The sequence below is a fragment of the Pseudoalteromonas luteoviolacea S2607 genome, from assembly GCF_001625575.1.
GTDB lineage: Bacteria > Pseudomonadota > Gammaproteobacteria > Enterobacterales > Alteromonadaceae > Pseudoalteromonas > Pseudoalteromonas luteoviolacea_E.
Window position 1 is genome coordinate 631,045 of record NZ_AUXV01000056.1, and the last position, 18,776, is coordinate 649,820.

An 18,776-nucleotide genomic window follows, 5' to 3' on the forward strand; every position below is an offset into this window, starting at 1 on the left:
GCTCCTTATAAAACGCTCGCAGCGCCTTCAGCTAAAATTCGACGGGCAATGATCACTCGCATGATCTCATTCGTGCCCTCTAAGATTTGATGAACGCGCACGTCACGTAAATGGCGCTCCAAAGGATATTCTTTGATGTAACCATAACCACCATGGATCTGAAGTGCATCATCACACACTTTAGTTCCTACATCAGTTGCGAAACGTTTTGCCATTGCGCAGTAGGTGGTTTTTTCAGGGTCATTACTATCAAGTTTAAACGCAGCCAAACGAACCATTTGGCGTGCAGCAACAAGCTCTGTATTCATGTCAGCAATTTTGAACTGCAATGCCTGAAATGCAGCCAGAGGTTTACCGAACTGCTGGCGTTCTTGCATGTATTCTTTTGCTGTATTTAGCGCCTGTTGCGCAGTACCTATTGAGCAAGTCGCAATATTAATACGACCACCGTCTAAACCCTGCATTGCAAACTTAAATCCTTCACCTTCTTTACCCATTAGGTTCGCTGCAGGAATTCTAACATCTTCAAATGTAATTAAACGCGTGGGCTGGGCATTCCAACCCATTTTCTCTTCTGCTTTACCATAAATCACTCCAGCGGCATCAGCAGGAACAACAAACGCAGAGATCCCTTTAGGGCCATCTTCACCAGTGCGTGCCATAACAACCAATACATCGGTTTCACCCGCACCTGAGATAAACATTTTCGACCCGTTTAGGACATATTCGTCACCTTCCAGTACGGCTTTGGTTTTGAGTGATGCGGCATCTGAACCTGAACCTGGCTCAGTTAAACAGTAGGATGCTAATAATTCACCCATTACTAGCTGGTCCATATACTGACCCTTCACCACATCAGTACCAAAGCTTGCGATCATCCAAGTCGCCATATTGTGAATCGTCAGCATAGCCGTCGTCGCAGTACAGCCCATCGAAAGCTGTTCGAAAATGATGCTTGAGTCTAAGCGAGACAAGCCTAAGCCACCGGCCTCTTCTGGTGTATATAAACCACAAAAACCTAGCTCGCCAGCTTGTTTAATGACGTCTTTAGGGAAAATATGCTCTTGATCCCAACGAGCAGCGTTTGGTGCAAGCTCGGTCATTGCAAATTGGTAAGCGGTTTCAGCGAATGCCTGTTGATCTTCATTCAGATTAAAGTCCATAAAAGACCTCTCTTGTTGTCATACCAAGTGATTTAAATCACTTGTTTTTATTCTTGTTGCACCCGACAGCGTCAGGCGGTACTACTAAAAGCCCAGCATAGATACTGGGCTTAGGGATAATGCAGAATTAACGAAGGTTAATACTCATGTTCGGGCCTGTTACTGCTTCATCAGCAAACCAGCGAGATGTAATGGTCTTAGTCTCTGTATAGAAACGTACGCCTTGTTTACCGTAAGTGTGAACATCGCCGTAGAATGAATTTTTCCAGCCAGTAAAGGAGAAGAATGGCAGTGGTACAGGAATTGGAATATTGATACCAACTTGACCAACTTGAATTTCTTGTTGGAATTTACGAGCAGCAGCACCGCTTGCAGTAAACAATGAAACCCCGTTACCGTATGGGCTGTTGTTAACAAGCGCAATGGCTTCTTCTAGCGTATCAACAAATACACAATTTAATACAGGACCAAAGATTTCCTCTTTGTAGATGTCCATATCTGTTGTCACATTGGTAAATAATGTAGGACCTACCCAGTTGCCGTTTTCATAGCCTTCAACTGTAAAATCAGAGCCATCAAGTAAACAGGTTGCACCCTGTTGTTTCCCTGATTCAATTAAAGACAAGATACGCGCTTTAGCAGCAGTCGATGTCTGAGGCCCATAAGCAGCTTCAGGGTCATTCCAAACACCTGGACGTACTTTTTCAAGACCCGCTTTTAAATCATCAACCCACTCTTGAGATTTGCCAACAAACACAGCAACCGATATACCCATACAGCGCTGACCAGCAGCACCAACAGACGCACCCACCAAGTTGTTGATTGTCTGCTCTTTGCTTGCATCAGGCATAATTACCATATGGTTTTTAGCGCCTACACATGCCTGTACACGTTTTAGGTTTTCAGTACCTTTGCTGTAAATGTATTGTCCTACACCACAAGAACCGACAAACGATACAGCACGAATTTCCGGTGCTTCTAAAATTTGGTCTACCTGATCTTTACCACCATGAACCACTTGAAGCACGCCCTTCGGTGCGCCAGCCTCTTCGAATAGCTCTACTAAACGCATTGGCGTCAGTGGATCTTGCTCAGACGGCTTAAGAACAAATGTATTACCGCATACGATTGCCATTGGGAACATCCACAATGGGATCATTGCCGGGAAGTTGAACGGTGTGATACCCGCACACACACCTAAGGGTTGAATGTAAGAATACGTGTCGATGTTACGCGCAACATTTTCAACCGTCTCACCCATCATCATTGCAGGCGCGTTAGCTGCTTGCTCAACCACCTCTATCCCGCGCCAAACATCACCTTTAGCGTCCTCAAACGTTTTGCCAAGCTCATGACAAATGATGGTAGCGATCTCTTCTTGGTGCTCTTTTAATAGGGCAGCATATCGCATCATGATGCGAGCACGCTCCGGAACTGGCACATTTTTCCAAGTTTGGAATGCTTCTTGAGCAGAGTTAATTGCTGCTTGTACTTCTTGTGACGTTGCGCAAGGTACCTGTGCAAGTACTTCTTGATTTGCTGGATTAACGACGTCTAACCATTTGTCAGACTGCGACTGTGTGAATTCACCGTTGATGTATAATGGTACCTGGTGCATTTTGCACTCCTCCCCAAATAAACTGAAAGTAGCGCCGCGTTAAAATTTAGTATAGTTACGGCGCTTTGACGATTTAAACTTCTACTGCTAGTGCAACCGCCTCACCACCACCAATACATAGTGATGCAATACCTTTTGATAGGCCGCGATTGCGAAGTGCGTGAATAAGTGTAACTAAAATTCGAGCGCCACTTGCACCAATTGGATGACCCAATGCACATGCACCGCCATTGACGTTGACTTTTGCGCTATCAAGTTTCATTTCATTGATTGCAAGCATAGTTACCATGGCAAATGCTTCATTGATTTCCCAAAGATCTACATCATCTTTTGACCAACCAGCTCTGTCTAAAAGTGAGTTCATCGCGCCAACTGGTGCAATTGTGAACTCTGCTGGTGCTTGAGAATGTGTCGCATGTGCCACAATCTTACAAAGTGGTGTTAAGCCGTGCGCTTTCGCTTCTGACTCGCTCATTAAAATAAGTGCCGCAGCGCCATCAGAGATTGATGAAGAGTTAGCAGCCGTAATGGTGCCATCTTTTTTGAACGCAGGGCGTAACGAAGGAATTTTTGCAGGACGCGCATTACCAGGTTGTTCATCGGTCGTTACTTCAACATCACCTTTGCGTGTAGAAATGATGTGTGGAATAACTTCATTGTCAAAACTGCCATTTTCAATTGCAGCATTGGCTTTGCTTAAAGAATTCAGTGCGAACTCATCCATATTTTCACGAGTAATACCGTACTGATCCGCAGTGTCTTGGGCAAAGCAACCCATTGCTTTTTTATCATATGCATCTTCAAGACCATCAGCCATCATGTGATCTACTACCTGACTATGGCCCATACGCATACCGCCACGAGCATTAGGCATGAAGTATGGCGCATTTGTCATACTTTCCATACCACCCGCTATCGCTGATTTGATGCTACCTGACTTGATTAGGTCATGCGCAAACATCGCCGCTTTAAGACCTGAACCACATACCTTATTGATAGTTGTTGCGCCAGTTGAACGTGCAAGACCCGCATGTAACATCGCTTGACGCGCAGGTGCTTGGCCAAGTCCTGCTGGTAATACACATCCCATGATAACTTCATCGATGCTGGCATCCGATAAACCAGTATCATTCATTACAGCTTTTATTGCAGTTGCACCTAAATCAGTTGCTGCTGCACCTGAAAGGCTCCCCATAAAACCACCCATAGGTGTACGTTTTGCTGCTACAATGACTACGGCTTCGTTACTCATTTAAAACTCCTGTTAACAAGCAAATAGCTTGCTTTTAGTAATCTATTACGTCGAGCATACCTAAAATTTACGTTTACGCCAACGTAAATCTAAAATCAAGCATTTTGCGTTTTTTAAAAATGTAAAGTTTACTTGCACAGTTATCTTGCCACGATGGCATTTTACTGCGCATTCCCTTGCTATATCCGATGTTGAAGAGCAATTTAACAAAGCATATAGTGCCTTATGCGAGCTAAAAGTAGTTCAAGATCCAGATTTTGCATATGCGACTAAAGCATGATGCAAAAACGACACTTTACCTTTACGTAAACTTCACTTATATTGGTCTAATCAGTTTCGAAGTAAGTGTGTAAATAATGCAAGACACCAATAAAGAACCAACCTACTCAATAAGCGAGCTCGCTAAGGAATTTGACATTACCACACGAAGTATTCGTTTTTATGAAGATCAAGGATTACTTTCGCCAGAGCGTAATGGCCAAACCCGAATATATTCAAAAAGGGACAAAGTTCGTCTCAAACTTATTTTGCGTGGTAAGCGACTTGGTTTTACGCTTGCCGAAACTGGCAGACTATTTGAGTTATATGATGCGGACAAGTCCAGCGAAAAGCAGCTACATACAATGCTGCAACTAATTGAAGAGAAAAAAGCAGATCTCAGTCAACAGATGGATGACATAAAAGTCGTATTGATGGAACTTGTCACGGCTGAAAGACGCTGCTTAGATACACTAAAAGAACTACAAGACTAATTAATAGACAGTAAGTGTCTGTCCGGAGTGGTTATATTAAATACACTCCGGTTCCCAAACGGGGACGAAGTACACAATCTCACACAGGATGACAACAAATGAGCACTGTATCACTATATAAAGAATTGAACTTTGGGCTTGGCGAAACAGCAGACATGATCCGTGATCATGTTAATAATTTTGCTACTAGCGAAATCGCGCCACTGGCTGAAAAGACAGACCAAGAAAACGCCTTCCCGAATGAGATGTGGCCAAAGTTTGGTGAAATGGGCCTACTGGGGATCACGGTGCCAGAAGAGTTTGGTGGCGCAAATATGGGCTACCTTGAGCATGTTATTGCGATGGAAGAAATTAGCCGTGCAAGTGCATCAATAGGTTTAAGCTATGGCGCACACTCAAACCTGTGTGTAAACCAAATTAACCGTAACGGTAACCAAGCACAAAAAGAAAAGTATTTACCAAAGCTAATCACTGGTGAGCACATTGGCGCATTAGCTATGAGTGAGCCAAATTCAGGCTCTGATGTGGTTTCTATGAAACTAAAAGCCGAGAAGAAAGGCGACAAATATGTTCTAAATGGCAATAAAATGTGGATCACAAATGGTCCAGATGCAGATGTTTTTGTTATCTACGCAAAAACTGAGCTAGACGCTGGTCCTCGTGGTATTACTGCTTTCATTGTAGAGCGCGATTTCCCTGGTTTCTCTACAGCTCAAAAACTAGATAAATTGGGGATGAGAGGCTCCAATACTTGTGAGCTGGTTTTCGAAGACTGTGAAGTACCTGAAGAGAATATCCTGGGTACCTTGAACGAAGGCGTAAAAGTATTGATGAGTGGTTTAGACTACGAGCGCGTCGTACTAGCTGGCGGCCCTCTGGGCATTATGCAAGCTTGTATGGATGTGGTTGTACCTTACATCCACGAACGTCAACAGTTTAACCAATCAATCGGCGAATTCCAGCTGGTGCAAGGTAAAATCGCAGATATGTATACACAAATGAATGCTGCACGCTCTTATGTGTATACCGTAGCAAAAGCGTGTGACCGTGGTGAAACAACCCGTAAAGACGCAGCGGGTGCAATTCTATATGCAGCCGAGCTAGCGACCAAATTGGCGCTAGATGCGATTCAACTTCTTGGCGGTAACGGTTACATCAACGAGTACTCAACTGGTCGCTTACTACGTGATGCAAAACTGTATGAGATTGGTGCCGGCACTTCAGAAATCCGTCGTATGCTTATCGGCCGTGAGCTATTCAACGAAAGCCGTTAAGGAGAATTGGCATGACAGTATTAAATACATCGATTAATACGCATGACCAACAGTTTAAAGACAACCATGACGCGATGGCGTCATTGGTTGCCGATTTAAACGATAAGGTCGCAAACCTGAGTCAAGGCGGTGGTGAAGCACTCATCGCCCGCCACCAAAGTCGCGGGAAGCTATTTGTCCGTGACCGTATAGATACCCTGCTCGACGAAGGCTCTCCATTTTTAGAAATATCCCAATTTGCAGCGTTTGGCGTGTATGAACAAGACATTCCTTGTGCTGGCGTTGTTGCAGGCATTGGCCGTGTTAAAGGCGTCGAATGCATGATTGTAGGTAATGACGCAACGGTGAAAGGTGGTACATATTTTCCTCTGACCGTTAAAAAGCATCTAAGAGCACAAGAAATTGCCGAGCGTTGCCACTTACCTTGTATCTACCTTGTTGATTCTGGTGGTGCAAACCTCCCCGAGCAAGATGAAGTATTCCCTGACAAACTTCACTTCGGGCGTATCTTTTACAATCAAGCGCGCATGTCAGCAAAAGGGATACCGCAAATTGCGGTAGTGATGGGCTTGTGTACAGCGGGTGGTGCATATGTGCCAGCTATGGCAGATGAAAGCATTATCGTAAAAGAGCAAGGGACAATTTTCTTGGCAGGTCCCCCCCTTGTGAAAGCAGCCACTGGCGAAGAAGTGAGTGCTGAGGACCTTGGTGGTGCTGATGTCCACTGTAAAGTATCCGGTGTTGCCGATCACTATGCAGAAAATGACGAGCATGCACTCTCCATAGCTCGCCAGTGTATTGAAAGACTGAACCACCAACGCCCTACCCAACCTATTCTAAAAGACGTTAAACCACCCAGATATGATATTCGTGAAGTTTACGGCATTGTCGGCACAGATCTTAAAAAGCCATTTGATGTTCGTGAAGTGATTGCACGTATTGTAGATGACTCTCAATTTGACGAGTTCAAACGCTATTTTGGTGAAACCCTCGTTACAGGATTTGCAGAAATATTTGGTCGTCCAGTTGGCATTGTGGCCAACAATGGCATTCTATTTTCTGAGTCTGCACAAAAAGGGGCTCACTTTATTCAACTTTGTGCGCAACGTGACATTCCACTACTGTTTTTGCAAAACATTACAGGGTTTATGGTTGGCCAGAAGTATGAAGCTGAGGGGATCGCCAAGCATGGTGCCAAAATGGTAACCGCTGTGTCTTGTGCTGATGTCCCTAAATTTACCGTTTTAATCGGTGGCTCATACGGCGCCGGCAACTACGGCATGTGTGGTCGAGCATACGAGCCGACCATGATGTGGATGTGGCCTAACGCGCGTATCTCAGTGATGGGTGGTGAGCAAGCAGCTGGCGTCTTAACACAAGTTCGTCAAGATGGTTTAGCACGCAAAGGCATGAGCATGAGTGATGACGAAGTCGCTGAATTCAAAAAGCCAATTGTTGAACAGTACGAAAAACAAGGCCACCCATACTATGCAAGTGCACGACTCTGGGATGATGGCATCATCGATCCAGCCGAGACAAGAAATGTGCTGGGGTTAGCGCTAGAAGCGGCTGCTAATGCACCGAGCAAAGAATCTAAGTTTGGTATTTTCAGAATGTAGGGGGCGTACATGTCTGTCACTTTAAATATTACAAAAAGCAAGGTGGCGATTTTAGAATTAAGTCGCCCTGAAAAACATAATGCATTCAACGCAGAAATCATCGCAGAACTCATCAAAACAATTGAGTACGCCAATGAACTCGACGTAAAAGCTCTAGTATTAAAAACCCAAGGTAAACACTTTTCTGCAGGTGCAGATTTAGCTTGGATGAAGTCAATGGCGGATAACAACTATGAAGAAAACGTCGCCGACTCCATGGAGCTTGCTAAGCTAATGCACGTGCTGGCCAGTTCATCGCACCCGACACTTTGTTTAGTGCAAGGTGCAGCATTTGGTGGCGCGCTGGGCCTAATCGCATGTTGTGACATTGCAATAGCTACAAGCGACGCAAAGTTTTGCCTAAGTGAAGTAAAGCTTGGACTTATTCCAGCAGTTATCAGTCCATACGTCATTAAAGCGATTGGTGAGAGACAAGCACGCCGTTACTTCTTAACAGCAGAGATATTTAAGGCTGAAAAAGCCCTTGAACTCGGTTTAATACATGAAATTACCGATGACCTAAGTCAAAGCGAAACCCACTTTATCGAAACGTTACTAAATAACGGACCTATGGCTGTGAAAAGTGCAAAGTCACTGATTAACGAAGTTGCGGGTAAGCAAGTTGATACATCTCTGATTGAGCACACCGCTAAACGTATTGCGCAAATCCGTGTTAGTGAGGAAGGACAAGAAGGCCTCAGCGCCTTTTTTGAAAAACGCGCACCCAACTGGCAACCTGCGGCTAGCGAATAAGGAGTTAAGCATGTTGAAAAAGATTTTAATCGCTAACCGTGGTGAAATTGCTTGTCGTGTTATGCGTACGGCAAAACGATTAGGGATGAGTACTGTCGCGGTCTATTCAGACGCGGACGCAAATTCACTTCACGTACAAAATGCGGACGAAGCCTACTACATTGGCGCAGCACCCAGCAAAGACTCCTATTTGGTTAGCGAACGCATATTAGAAGTCGCAAAACAAAGTGGTGCGGATTGCATTCACCCAGGTTATGGCTTTCTTTCAGAAAACGACACCTTTGCCAACGCATGTTATGATAATAATATTGTTTTTGTCGGTCCGCCTGCGAGTGCCATTGAAGCTATGGGTTCAAAAACTCGCGCTAAAGAGATCATGGCACAAGCCAATGTACCCCTAGTACCTGGCTATTACGGTCAACAGCAAGACACTGAATTTTTAACTGCCGAAGCCGAAAAAGTTGGTTACCCTGTACTTATCAAGGCTGCTTTTGGCGGCGGCGGTAAAGGCATGCGTGTCGTGAGAAGCGCGGATGAGTTTCTCAGTGCACTAGAAGGTGCTAAACGTGAGGCGCTTGCAAGCTTTGGTAACGACCTCGTTTTATTAGAACGCTTTGTTGATAAGCCTCGTCATGTTGAAGTACAAGTATTTGCGGACAATCACGGTAATTGCGTCTACTTAGGTGACCGTGATTGTTCGTTGCAACGTCGCCACCAAAAGGTCATTGAGGAAGCCCCTGCACCAGACTTAAGCGATACACTTCGCAAAGAAATGGGTGAAGCGGCTGTACGCTGCGCAAAAGCCATAAATTATCGTGGTGCTGGTACTGTTGAATTCTTGTTGTGTGGCGATGAGTTTTTCTTCATGGAAATGAACACTCGCCTTCAAGTAGAACACCCAGTAACGGAAATGGTAACAGGTCAGGATCTCGTAGAGTGGCAAATCCGTGTCGCCAACAATGAACACTTACCTCTAGAACAATCTCAAATCGCTTTACAAGGCCACAGCTTCGAAGCGCGTATTTATGCTGAAGATCCAGAAGAAAACTTTATGCCCTACTCTGGCAATCTTGCACATTTGAGTTTTCCTGATGCCCAACGCGGTGTGAGAATCGACACAGGTGTACAGCAAGGCGATGAAATCAGTCCGTTTTACGACCCGATGATCGCTAAGCTCATTGTGCATGGGCATGATAGGCGTACTGCGCTACTTAAATTGCGTTCGGCATTAAATGAAGTTCACTTAGCAGGCGTAAAAAGTAATATTGCGTTTTTGCATCACCTTGCGGAGCACCCTACCTTTATGGCTGGTGCGCCTGATACCCATTTCATTGATACTCAAACGGATGAATTAACGGCCTCTAAAGCCCCTAGCGATACTTTAGTATGTTTAGCAAGTATTGCTTATCTTGCACACAAACGAGCGCCAAAAATGCAATCGCCATGGCAACAAGTCGGCTTTAGGCTCAATCAGCCTCGTAAACTCACCGTGCCATTTACCGAGCATTTTGTGGTTGCACAAGCGCAAGGCCACCACTGGCAGGTACACTATCAAGATTTTGAACACCGTGTTGAAGCCAAGCTTGATGGCCATACGCTTATAGCAAATATCGATGGCAAACGTTTAATTGCGGATGTGCTCATTAGCGAAACTGACATCACAGTTATGTACGGCCCATACCAGCACACTTTTGAACTCAAGACCAAACACTATGTCAGTGATCATGAGCATCAAGAGGCGCCACTTGCTGCGCCACTGAATGGTACTGTTGTTAAACATTTGCAAGAAGTTGGCGCTCAAGTATCTAAGGGCGACCCAATCGTAGTCATCGAAGCCATGAAAATGGAATACACACTTAATGCGCCATTTGATGGCACATTGTCGAGTTACTGTTTTGATGAGGGCGAGCTTGTAAGTCATGGGGCGATGCTCGCTATCGTAGAGGAAGCGTGATATGCCAAATTATCCAACGCAAGTAAAAATTGTTGAAGTTGGCGCACGTGACGGCTTGCAAAATGAAGCCGCAGTTTCAACCGAGGACAAAGTGAAGTTGCTCAATGCCCTCGCTGACGCTGGTCTTAAGCACCTTGAAGCCGGCGCATTTGTGTCACCCAAATGGGTGCCACAAATGGCAGACTCAGCAGATGTAATACAAGGCTTAACTCGACATGACCATGTTGAAATAAGCGCGTTAACACCGAACTTAAAAGGTGCTGAACTCGCGCTTGCAAACCAAGTCGACGAATTTGCAATTTTTACTGCTGCAAGTGAAGCTTTTACTCAAAAAAACATCAACTGCTCCATTGAACAAAGTATAGAGCGCTTTCGACCAGTCGTTGAACTTGCTCAAAAAAACAACATAAAAGTAAGAGGTTATGTTAGTTGTATCGCAGGCTGCCCATATCAAGGTGAAGTTGACCCCGAGCAAGTTTTATCGGTCTGTAAACAATTATTGGCACTTGGCTGCTATGAGATAAGCCTTGGCGATACGATTGGTGTTGGCACGGCAAATCAAATAGAAAACCTGCTCAGCTTGCTACTCGAACACATCCCTGCTCAAAGGCTTGCAGTGCATTTTCATGATACGTATGGACAAGCCCTTGCAAATATCCATAAAGCGCTTGAGATGGGGATCTCGACTATCGATAGTGCAGTCGCAGGGCTTGGAGGCTGCCCTTATGCAAAAGGAGCGTCAGGAAATGTTGCCACAGAGGATGTTATTTACTTGCTCCAAGGACTTGGCATTAGTACCGAAATTGATTTAGAAAGGCTTGCAAAAGCAGGTTGGCAAATTTGCGATGCGCTTAATAAGGCACCTGTTAGCAAGGTATCTTTAGCACTTAAAAATACCTGCCAATCTTAACAATAAGACAATATTGACAACGAGGAGTGGGCTAATGGCCGGTTTCGATAAAGTAGTTTCCAGCTACGCAGAAGCGATGGAGGGTCTTAAAGATGGAGACACCATCATCGCAGGTGGTTTTGGGCTATGTGGTATTCCAGAAGGTTTGATTGCTGAAATTAAACGCAAGCAAACTAAAGAGCTAACAGTTGTATCTAACAACTGTGGTGTTGACGATTTTGGTTTAGGCATTTTGCTACATGATCGCCAGATCAAAAAAATCATTGCATCGTACGTTGGTGAGAATGCCTTGTTCGAGCAACAGCTACTTGATGGCATCATCGATGTAGAATTAACCCCACAGGGAACTTTAGCTGAAAAGATGCGTGCCGGTGGTGCAGGCATTCCTGGCTTTTACACCGCGACTGGCTACGGTACTCCCGTTGCAGAAGGAAAAGAAGTCAAAGAATTTGACGGCCGCCCGTATATTCTGGAAGAGTCTATAACTGGTGAATTTGCCATTGTAAAAGCGTGGAAAGCAGATCGCTATGGCAACCTTGTATTCCGACATACAGCAATGAACTTCAACCCAATGGCAGCAACAGCTGGCAAAATTACGGTCGTAGAAGTGGAAGAAATTGTTGAGCCTGGTGAACTTGAGCCAAGCCAAATTCACACCCCTGGCATTTACGTAAATCGCGTTATTAAAGGCGATTTTGAAAAACGCATCGAACGTGTAACCACGTGCAAGTAAGGAGATCACCATGGCTTTAAATCGTGAACAAATTGCAATGCGCGTCGCGCAAGAATTACAAGATGGGTATTACGTAAATCTTGGTATCGGTATTCCTACACTTGTCGCAAACTATGTGCCAAGCAATATGGAAGTAATGCTTCAGTCTGAAAATGGTTTGTTGGGTATGGGCCCGTACCCAGATGAAGACCAAGTTGATGCAGATATGATCAACGCGGGTAAAGAAACCGTGACAGCTGCGACAGGAGCAGCTATTTTTAATAGCGCAGAAAGCTTTGCCATGATACGTGGTGGTCATGTAGACTTAACGGTATTAGGTGCATTTGAAGTGGATCAGAGCGGCAATATTGCTTCTTGGATGATCCCGAAAAAGTTAATCAAAGGCATGGGTGGCGCGATGGACCTTGTCGCTGGCGCACAGAATATTGTTGTGACCATGACCCATGCTAGCAAACACGGCGATTCCAAATTACTTGAGTCATGTACACTACCATTGACTGGGGTAAATTGTGTGAAAAAGATTGTCACAGACCTTGCTGTGTTAGAAGTAAAAGATGGCGCATTTCATTTGCTTGAGCGTGCGCCAGGTGTTAGTGTTGATGAAATTATCAGCAAAACAGCAGGTAAACTTATCGTCGATGGCGATATTCCTGAAATGCAGTTTGCAGAATAGATTAATCAATAAGGTCAAAGACCTAGTCAATAACTAGCATAAATGTACCGACCTCATTCCCAGTGCCAAAGGCGCTGAGTTACCCAAAATCCCTCGCAAGAGGGATTTTTTTTTACCCTCCTGCCGTATCATAGGTTTATTTCTGAATTAGCCAAGCCATTTTACGCACAATTGCACATCACAACATCTTGTAACACTTCCTCGCCATACTTCCCCTTGAGAAACTTCACACGACCTCCATATTGGTAGTTATGTGCAAACGTTTTTATCTAGCAAGAGTAAAATTAGTAAGTAAACTTTAAAGAGGTGACTATGAAACGCGTGTTACTTTTCTTAGCGACAAACTTAGCCATCATGGTGGTTTTGTCCATTATCTTATCTATCCTAGGGGTCTCCTCTAGAAGCTATGCTGGCATGCTGACCATTGCCGCCGTATTTGGCTTTGGTGGTGCCTTTATCTCACTGTATATTTCTAAGTGGATGGCAAAAAAATCCACTGGTGCGTATGTCATCGATCAGCCGCGCAATGAGACAGAACATTGGCTTGTGCGCACGGTCGCCGAGCAAGCACAAAAAGCGGGTATTAAAATGCCTGAAGTCGCGATTTACGACAGCCCAGAAATCAATGCTTTCGCCACAGGCCCTAGCAAAAATGACAGCCTAGTAGCCGTAAGTAGCGGACTTTTAGCAGGTATGAGTCAAAGTGAAGCTGAAGCCGTATTAGCCCACGAGGTATCACATGTTGCAAATGGTGACATGGTCACATTGACACTGATCCAAGGTGTAGTTAATACGTTTGTGATCTTCATTTCTAAAGTGCTTGCCAATATCGTTGACGGATTCTTAAATGGCGATGAAGAAAGTGAAGGGTTTAGCTGGACGTATATGATTTTCGATATCATATTCCAAATGCTATTTGGCTTCCTAGCTTCAATGATTGTGGCGTACTTTAGCCGTAAACGCGAATATGCAGCGGATAAAGGGGCTGCTGACCTCGTGGGTGCGCACAAAATGAAAGCAGCATTAGAGCGTCTTCGCAGCAACCAAGAATCGAAACTCGAAGGCTCGATGATGGCGTTTGGTATTGCTTCGGGTAAAAGTGTGATGGACCTGTTCTCTTCTCACCCTCCACTTGAACAAAGAATCGCTGCATTGTCATAAATCATAATGTAAACATTTTGTATATATTATAACCAAAGGCCCACTCGGGCCTTTTTCATGACGATTTACAATTAATTAAATTTAGCCATTTATCGCCACGTCATTTTCTCAAATCCGTTATAAAAAATAATATTGTTATACGACAACGGCATATATAGTTCGCAACCTTTATTTAAGTCGAAAGTCGCATTCAAACAAACTTCTTAGAATTAAATCCAGTAAATACAGCGTAGTATTTTTAAACAAAATAGCTTTATTCTCAAATTAAGGTTAAAAATTAACCTCAATTTAATTGTAATATTAATTTAAACCATACTTTTTGCGTGTATCCATACCGGGCCCATTTGTTTAAAATATGTAACCCATTTTATTGACATAATAGCAATATTAAATTTCACATAAGGTAAAAAAGAAGTATGCTAATCAAAACCCGATTACTCATTTCATTTATGCTTATTGGCTTAGTGCCAGCGGGCATACTCGCGATGATCTCACTGTGGACTGCGTCTTCGGCGCTTGAGGAACAGGCATACAATCAGCTCACATCCATTAAACACATCAAACACAAACAAATCGATGACTACTTAACGGCTCGAAAAGGTGACTTGTCTGTTATCGCCAAAAAGTGGCAACTAGTTGTACAACAGAACTCAGATCAAACTAATGCGCAACTCGCGCATAATTACCACTCTCTTTTTGACACATTTATCAAGGAAAAAGGGTTTTACGATCTGTTTGTAATAGAGCGTAACGGATTGATCAGTTACACCGTTGCTAGAGAATCAGATTATCAAACGAACCTCATCACTGGTCCTTACCGAGATTCTGGCCTTGCAACGCTCTTTAATCGTGTAGTGGCCTCAAATCAATTTGTGATTTCAGATTACAGCCCGTACGCCCCGAGCAACCAAGAGCCAGCAGCATTTATAGGTATACCAGTCGTGATTGATGGACAAGTGCATTCTGTCATGGCTTTACAGCTGTCTATCGATGCCATCAATGCGATTATGCAACAACGTGATGGTATGGGAGAAACGGGCGAGTCTTACCTTGTTGGTGATGATTTACGTATGCGCTCAGATTCTTATTTAGATCCAATTAATCATACCGTTATTGCAAGCTTTGCTGGCACCGTGGCAGCCAATGGCGCAGACACTGAAGCTGTTAGAAAAGGCCTACAAGGAATTTCTGACACTGAGATCATCATCGACTACAACGGCAACCCGGTACTCTCTGCTTACCTCCCCTACACTTTCGCTGGATTAAAGTGGGTTCTACTTGCAGAAATCGATAAAGCAGAAGCGTTTGCACCTGTGCATAAATTGTATTGGGTAATTGCAATCATCTTTGTACTCACGGTGTTGAGTGTTGCAACTGCTACTGTGATAATTTCGCGCGCTGTACTGCGCCCGTTAGGTGGAGAACCAACTGAGATGCGTATGATCAGTGAGCGTATTGCCTCAGGTGATTTGCGTGAAAACTTTGGCACTGAGCAACACGCTATCGGTGTTTATGGTGCAATGAAGCAAATGAATACCTATTTAACCAGCGTCATTGGTACAATTGTAGAAACCACGTCGCAGCTAGCGTCTACAGCAACACAAACCAGTGCGGCAAGCGAGCAAGCAAATGCCAGCTTACAAGAGCAGCATGCCAATATTGAACAAGTTGCAGAAGCCATTCAGCAAACCTCATACTCCATTGACGAAGTAGCTACCAATGCACGCAATGTAGCTGATCTTAGTCTAGATGCTGAACAAACTTCTCTATCTGCTAACCAGACACTGCGCCAAACAGTCTCACAAATGGAGTCACTTAACAGTGCAGTTGAAAACTCTGAATCAGCGATTAAAGAAGTAGAATATAACACGCAAAATATCAGTCGCGTTATCGAGGTTATTCAGGCAGTAACAGAGCAAACAAATTTACTTGCCTTAAACGCTGCAATAGAAGCCGCACGCGCTGGTGAGCACGGTCGCGGGTTTGCAGTAGTTGCAGACGAAGTTAGACAACTTGCGCAAAAAACCCAGGCATCTACCGCAGATATTGAAACGATGATTGCTAATTTACAGTCTACGTCGCAAACTGCTGTATCTGAAATGCATGCATCAGCCGAAGCAACGAGAGAAACCATTGCAGCAGCAAATGACAGTGCCGCACTTTTAGAGCAAAGCGTCAGCCAAATTAACCAAATTGCGCAAAGTGCCCAAACCATCGCGCAGGCAGCGCAAGAACAATCTGCAACCACAGAGGAAATTTCATATAACGTGGAATCTATCCGACAAGCCGCTATTGATAATGCCGCGGGTGCTGATCAAGTGACTTCTGCGAGTCTTGAATTAGACAAGCAATCAAAAACTTTAAAACAAGTTACTGCAAGCTTTAAACTACCAAGCAATTTTGGCTAATATGCTATAGGCAAGCGCTTAACTGCGCTTGCTCAACCCCAATGTAAACATGCTCGCCAATACCAACATTGCGCTAGAAACAAGTAAGCAGGCCTGTAATCCATATAGCTGAAAAACCAGTCCAGATAGTACCGTGCCTATTAAACGCCCCATTGCATTGGCCATGTAGTAAAAGCCCACATCCATTGATACACCATCACTGTCTGCGATTTTCACGATTAAAAAACTGTGCAATGAAGAATTGACAGCAAACACAGCTCCGAAGATCAATAAACCGCCGATTATCACCAGTTTCGGTTGCCATTCTAGCCATAACCCCAGCGCTAAAAGCGCAGGAATAAAGGATAATATTGCTACCCAAAACAAAGCTTGTTTAAAGCTACTCCCTGTATTTTTTGTGATTTTTGGTGCATATGCTTGCACAATTCCATAAGCGATCACCCAGCTGGCCATAAAGCCACCAACCCACCAATGATCCCAACCAAAAGTTGACGCTAAGAAAACCGGTAAGGCAATGACAAACCAAACATCACGCGAAGCAAACAAGAACATTCTCGCTGCTGCCAATAAATTTAGCTGTCTGCTTTTAGATAAAATTTCGCTGAATTTAGGTTTGTTCTTTTTCTTTCCTAAGTCTTGCTTAAGCAAAAATAAACTCATCAGCCATGTTACGGTGAGCATAGCCGCCATGAACCATAGCGCGCCTTGAAACCCCAGTAAACTGAGCAATAAGCCACCTAGAAAGAAGCCGACACCCTTGAGTGCATTCTTAGAGCCCGTCAGAATTGCGACCCATTTGTACAAGGTACTATCTTGATCTTTAGGCACTAACAACTTTATGGCACTTTTAGCACTCATTTTATTAAGATCTTTTGCTATGCCTGACAATGCCTGCGCAATCATTACATACGCAATGGACAGCAGTTGCTCATCAAGTGCTAACATCGACACTGCAACAATCTGCAAAAAAAGCCCTATATTCATTGTTTTGTTAAGGCCTAGACGGGCACCCAGCCACCCACCTAATAGATTGGTTACAACACCGAAAAACTCATAAAATAAAAACAATGAGGCTATCGCCAGAGGGCTATAGCCTAGCTGGTGAAAGTACAATACCACCAGCATACGTAGCGCGCCGTCAGTCAAAGTAAATGACCAATAGTTACCTGTTATGACTAAATATTGTTTTATTTCAGGTGACAATCTTGAACTGAGCGACTGAGTCATTTAATTACCCCCAGCGCTTCGCTACAACTAGACGGACTAAGTCGGCCGTACGATTTGCATAACCCCACTCGTTATCATACCAAACATATAGCTTCACTTGAGTGCCATTAACAACCATGGTTGAAGGTGCATCGATAATAGCGCTTCGAGGATCTGTCTTGTAATCAATCGAAACCAATGGACGAGTTTCAAAGCCTAAGATACCAGACAGTTCACTGTTTGCGGCTTGCTCCATCCAACCATTGATTTCTTCAACCGTGGTTTCACGACTTACCTCAAATACACAATCTGTTATTGATGCATTGGTTAAAGGTACCCGTACTGCGTGACCGTTTAGCTTCCCTTTTAACTCTGGGAAAATATGCGTAATAGCAGTCGCAGACCCTGTAGTTGTTGGGATCAAACTCGTCCCACAAGAACGCGCACGGCGCAAATCCTTATGAGGGGCATCGATAATAGTTTGCGTATTGGTGATGTCGTGGATTGTCGTCATCGAACCGTGTTTAATGCCAATATTATCTTGAAGTACTTTCACTACAGGCGCTAAACAATTAGTTGTGCAAGAGGCAGCAGTGACAATCTCATGGTTTTGAGCATCAAAATCATGATGGTTAACGCCCATTACCACATTTAGGACACCCTCTTCTTTCACCGGAGCCGTTACAACAACTTGCTTAACACCTTGTGCAAAAAAGCCAGCAAGCTTTTGTTTACTTTTTAATTTACCAGAAGCTTCAATCACCAAATCACACATTGACCAGTCATTTTCTGCCACGCTTACGTGTTGCGTCACCTCAATACGCTGATCATTGATCACCATGTCGTTACCCTCGACCAACGCCTCGTGCGACCACTTGCCATGAACAGAATCAAAGTTCATCAAATGTGCGAGAGTAATCGCATCGCCTGCAGGGTCATTGATTTTGACAATCTCGATTTCATTCGACTCAAACAATGCGCGCATCGTTAAGCGCCCCATTCTGCCGAAGCCGTTTATTCCTACTTTAATCTTCACCTTATGGATACTCCAATTGATAATAAGCAATGCTGTAAAGCACCAAATTTAGTCAAATATAAACCACTTTGCAGCCAATATTCTGCACCCAAGTACTCATTCTTGACCTCACTCAATATACGTCAAATCATATATTCGTTTTTCCATATATACAACCCTTTAAAAGTGAACCTTTTGTATTATTTTGGTTAATTTTATTTGAAATTTATTCTTAGTTTACTAACA

The 18,776-nt window shown here is 44.0% G+C and carries 15 protein-coding genes; 10 read left to right on the top strand and 5 right to left on the bottom strand.

Features of this window, described 5'->3' with window-relative positions; genetic code table 11:
* Nucleotides 1-5: 5 nt before the first annotated feature.
* From N480_RS19740 to N480_RS19750, 3 genes are all read right to left on the bottom strand, one after another.
* Nucleotides 6-1,163: an acyl-CoA dehydrogenase family protein gene (locus N480_RS19740; protein WP_063374142.1), complete on the bottom strand. Its 1,158-nt coding sequence runs from the start codon at nt 1,161-1,163 to the stop codon at nt 6-8.
* Between the two features lie 127 nt (nt 1,164-1,290).
* The gene (locus N480_RS19745) at nt 1,291-2,781 is read right to left on the bottom strand and encodes a CoA-acylating methylmalonate-semialdehyde dehydrogenase (protein WP_063374143.1); all 1,491 of its coding nucleotides are present in this window, start codon (nt 2,779-2,781) and stop codon (nt 1,291-1,293) included.
* A gap of 73 nt (nt 2,782-2,854) precedes the next feature.
* Nucleotides 2,855-4,033 carry a thiolase family protein gene (locus N480_RS19750; RefSeq protein WP_063374144.1) on the bottom strand — a complete coding sequence of 393 codons (1,179 nt, stop codon included), beginning with the start codon at nt 4,031-4,033 and terminating at the stop codon, nt 2,855-2,857.
* Between the two features lie 356 nt (nt 4,034-4,389).
* Between N480_RS19750 and N480_RS19755 the strand changes: the two genes are divergently transcribed.
* From N480_RS19755 to N480_RS19800, 10 genes are all read left to right on the top strand, one after another.
* Nucleotides 4,390-4,785, top strand: a complete 396-nt coding sequence (locus N480_RS19755) for a MerR family transcriptional regulator (protein ID WP_023400459.1) — start codon at nt 4,390-4,392, stop codon at nt 4,783-4,785.
* 98 nt (nt 4,786-4,883) lie between these two features.
* Entirely contained in the window at nt 4,884-6,059 is a 1,176-nt protein-coding gene (locus N480_RS19760) for an isovaleryl-CoA dehydrogenase (protein WP_063374145.1), read from the top strand.
* Between the two features lie 11 nt (nt 6,060-6,070).
* A complete protein-coding gene (locus tag N480_RS19765; RefSeq protein ID WP_063374146.1) occupies nt 6,071-7,678 on the top strand; it encodes a carboxyl transferase domain-containing protein in 1,608 nt (535 codons plus the stop codon).
* A gap of 9 nt (nt 7,679-7,687) precedes the next feature.
* The gene (locus N480_RS19770) at nt 7,688-8,470 is read left to right on the top strand and encodes an enoyl-CoA hydratase-related protein (RefSeq protein ID WP_063374147.1); all 783 of its coding nucleotides are present in this window, start codon (nt 7,688-7,690) and stop codon (nt 8,468-8,470) included.
* A gap of 10 nt (nt 8,471-8,480) precedes the next feature.
* A complete protein-coding gene (locus N480_RS19775) occupies nt 8,481-10,424 on the top strand; it encodes an acetyl/propionyl/methylcrotonyl-CoA carboxylase subunit alpha (RefSeq protein WP_063374148.1) in 1,944 nt (647 codons plus the stop codon).
* A gap of 1 nt (nt 10,425) precedes the next feature.
* Entirely contained in the window at nt 10,426-11,334 is a 909-nt protein-coding gene (locus tag N480_RS19780; protein WP_063374149.1) for a hydroxymethylglutaryl-CoA lyase, read from the top strand.
* Nucleotides 11,335-11,368: 34 nt separating this feature from the next.
* Nucleotides 11,369-12,067, top strand: a complete 699-nt coding sequence (locus N480_RS19785; RefSeq protein ID WP_063374150.1) for a CoA transferase subunit A — start codon at nt 11,369-11,371, stop codon at nt 12,065-12,067.
* 10 nt (nt 12,068-12,077) lie between these two features.
* A complete protein-coding gene (locus tag N480_RS19790) occupies nt 12,078-12,740 on the top strand; it encodes a 3-oxoacid CoA-transferase subunit B (RefSeq protein ID WP_063374151.1) in 663 nt (220 codons plus the stop codon).
* Between the two features lie 312 nt (nt 12,741-13,052).
* Nucleotides 13,053-13,901, top strand: a complete 849-nt coding sequence (gene htpX, locus N480_RS19795; RefSeq protein ID WP_063374152.1) for a protease HtpX — start codon at nt 13,053-13,055, stop codon at nt 13,899-13,901.
* Between the two features lie 416 nt (nt 13,902-14,317).
* Nucleotides 14,318-16,309 (top strand): methyl-accepting chemotaxis protein, encoded by a 1,992-nt coding sequence (locus N480_RS19800; protein WP_063374153.1) that lies wholly within the window; start codon nt 14,318-14,320, stop codon nt 16,307-16,309.
* An 18-nt stretch (nt 16,310-16,327) separates the two neighbouring features.
* Here N480_RS19800 and arsJ read toward each other — a convergent pair whose 3' ends face one another.
* Nucleotides 16,328-17,536, bottom strand: a complete 1,209-nt coding sequence (gene arsJ, locus N480_RS19805) for an organoarsenical effux MFS transporter ArsJ (RefSeq protein WP_063374154.1) — start codon at nt 17,534-17,536, stop codon at nt 16,328-16,330.
* Between the two features lie 4 nt (nt 17,537-17,540).
* Nucleotides 17,541-18,551 (bottom strand): ArsJ-associated glyceraldehyde-3-phosphate dehydrogenase, encoded by a 1,011-nt coding sequence (locus N480_RS19810; protein ID WP_063374155.1) that lies wholly within the window; start codon nt 18,549-18,551, stop codon nt 17,541-17,543.
* Between the last annotated feature and the right edge of the window lie 225 nt (nt 18,552-18,776).